Consider the following 2,357-nt stretch of genomic DNA (forward strand, 5'->3'; position numbering starts at 1 on the left):
GAAAAAGGGCCGGTGAGTGAATGGGTTGATGTGCTTAGGGAAAAGCCTGCAATGGAAGCCATCTGCCGGGCAGTGGCAAAAGTGTCTAAAGTAGACTTAAAATCGATAGTGGACGGTCATAACAGCCGGTTGCGTAAAAATCAGCCGAGGAAGTTGGCTATGTATTTATGTCAAATATTATCGGATGAAAAGTTAGCTAATATTGCGGAATATTTTGGTTTAAAAAGCGTCGGCAGTGTCTGCCCTGCTATAAGTGAGATGAAGAAGCTCGAAGAAAAAGGGGAGATGAGTAAGGTGCTTAATCAAGTGTATCGAATACTTAATATAAAGAAATGAACCTGACCCCTTTGTTTTTTATTTATGTCAAATATTATCGGATGAAAAGTTAGCTAATATTGCGGAATATTTTGGTTTAAAAAGCGTCGGCAGTGTCTGCCCTGCTATAAGTGAGATGAAGAAGCTCGAAGAAAAAGGGGAGATGAGTAAGGTGCTTAATCAAGTGTATCGAATACTTAATATAAAGAAATGAACCTGACCCCTTTGTTTTTTAGTTGGTAATAAACTTCGAAAAATGAATATGAAATCTTGGATTATGAATGAAGCTAAGGATGTTCTTTTAAAAGATTTTGAAAGAGATTTTGTTGATTTAATTCAGCAAAGTGACTCATTTTAGATAATGTTTAATTATTAATCGAGACTTTAAATATATGTCAGAGCAATCAAGAGAAAAGTGGAGTAGTTTAAATAAAAAGCTTAAGAAATTAATTTTTCTTAAATTGGATATTTATGGAAATGTACTTAAAGATTACTATTTAAATGGTGATATTAGCAAGATTCGTAACGCGGAAGGCTTGCCTTCTAAATTGTTGTTCGAGTATTGGTTGGGAAGCAATCACTCTGAAGAGCATTTGAAAGAGTTGTACCAAGAATACTTAAGTAGTACAGTTCTCTCGAAAGATTTACAGACTACAGTTCATAACTTCGAGAAGTACTCTCAGTTTGCTAGATACGTCGACAAAAGCCGAAAAGATACCATTTCTCCTGATGGTAGCGCATTTTTCAGTGGTCTAGAAGAAAAGCTCTGCCGTGTACTCTTACCTCAATCTCTCGATGATTCAACTTGGGTTATTGGTAATCGCAAGCCTGGTAGGAAATCTGCAATGAGGACATTTGAAATTATAATGTCTCAGTTGATAGAGTTGATTTATACTAATAAGGAAAACCTAATCGAGCATAATATATTGTTTAATCGAATGAAGTATTTCGAAAGTGTATTAAGAGAAGGATATTATTTAATACCTAATATCTGGGGGTACTTTGTAAGAAGAGTATATTCTATCTTAGAAAACAAACAAGAATTCCATACACTTCAAGTTAAGCTTGCAGAGAATATTGAAAATATTTTTTCTCAAGATGACTTACCTGAAAAAATAAAAATTGATATTCAAAAAGCCCGGGACGGTGAGTGGGACGATTGAAAATAGTAAAGATTTACTTTCCTACGATCATAGGCTTAAATAATTAAGCCTATGATCGTAGTTGACTAAAAATTTGAGTAATTAATAATTGAAGTGACCTCTGACTCTATTTCTGATAAATCACAAGACTCAATTCCCTGTTTCCAAGAGTCGAGTTTTTCCGTGAAATATAAGCTTGGACCTTTTTCTTTAGCATCTCTTAAGTCCTCGTAATCATCTAGCTCAGAGTCTTCACATTCTGCAATATATTCGTAGATTCCACCACTTATATCTTCGCTACGAACTATATTATTTTCGACCCAAAGCAACATACACCAAGGGTCCTCATCTCCAGTTATATAAGCTTTTACAAAGTTAAAGTTATGTTTACTTAAACTCTCCATTGCGGACTCAATATTGTCTTCGGTTGAAGATCCTCCCATAACAGATAACTCGACGATTTCGCCATTTTCATTAATTTCTTCTAGGGTAATATCTAAATTTGCTAGTACTGAATTGGTTACAAATTCTTCGATATCTGCTATTTTCTTATCGTTACGAAAAAAAATTGTCCCGTAATTTTCCATGTGACTTTGCTACCATCAATCTTATCCGAGTGGGGTATAGTAAATACTAACTTCGAATAATTTTCAACAAAGACTGTTGATACTAATGGAGAAAGAGAACAAATAAGGGGTCAGGATTATTGTTTTGTATTAACTCTCTGCTAAACGGTCTTTATGCCAAGAGCCGAACGACTAGAATATGAAGGCGCTTTCTACCACGTTATGAATCGTGGTAGGGCTCGTCAAACAATATTTCATGATGAACGTTACTTTAAAGCCTTTGTTCAAGTTTTGGAGGAGGCCAATAAGCGTTTTGACGCCGTTGTACATTGTT

3 protein-coding genes are annotated in these 2,357 nt (G+C 35.0%); 2 read left to right on the plus strand and 1 reads right to left on the minus strand.

The features are described 5' to 3' along the window. Positions 1-336 (plus strand): helix-turn-helix domain-containing protein (locus tag C8D97_RS17930; RefSeq protein WP_210204996.1); only part of this gene is annotated, 336 nt, incomplete at its 5' end. A 371-nt stretch (positions 337-707) separates the two neighbouring features. After that, a complete protein-coding gene (locus C8D97_RS17935; protein WP_109765178.1) occupies positions 708-1,478 on the plus strand; it encodes a hypothetical protein in 771 nt (256 codons plus the stop codon). 65 nt (positions 1,479-1,543) lie between these two features. On the opposite strand, the gene C8D97_RS17940 is transcribed toward C8D97_RS17935, so the two are convergent. Beyond that, on the minus strand, positions 1,544-2,044 hold the full coding sequence (locus C8D97_RS17940) for a hypothetical protein (RefSeq protein WP_109765179.1): 501 nt from the start codon (positions 2,042-2,044) through the stop codon (positions 1,544-1,546). Positions 2,045-2,357: the final 313 nt, after the last annotated feature.

Source organism: Pleionea mediterranea (assembly GCF_003148745.1).
Lineage (GTDB): Bacteria > Pseudomonadota > Gammaproteobacteria > Enterobacterales > Kangiellaceae > Pleionea > Pleionea mediterranea.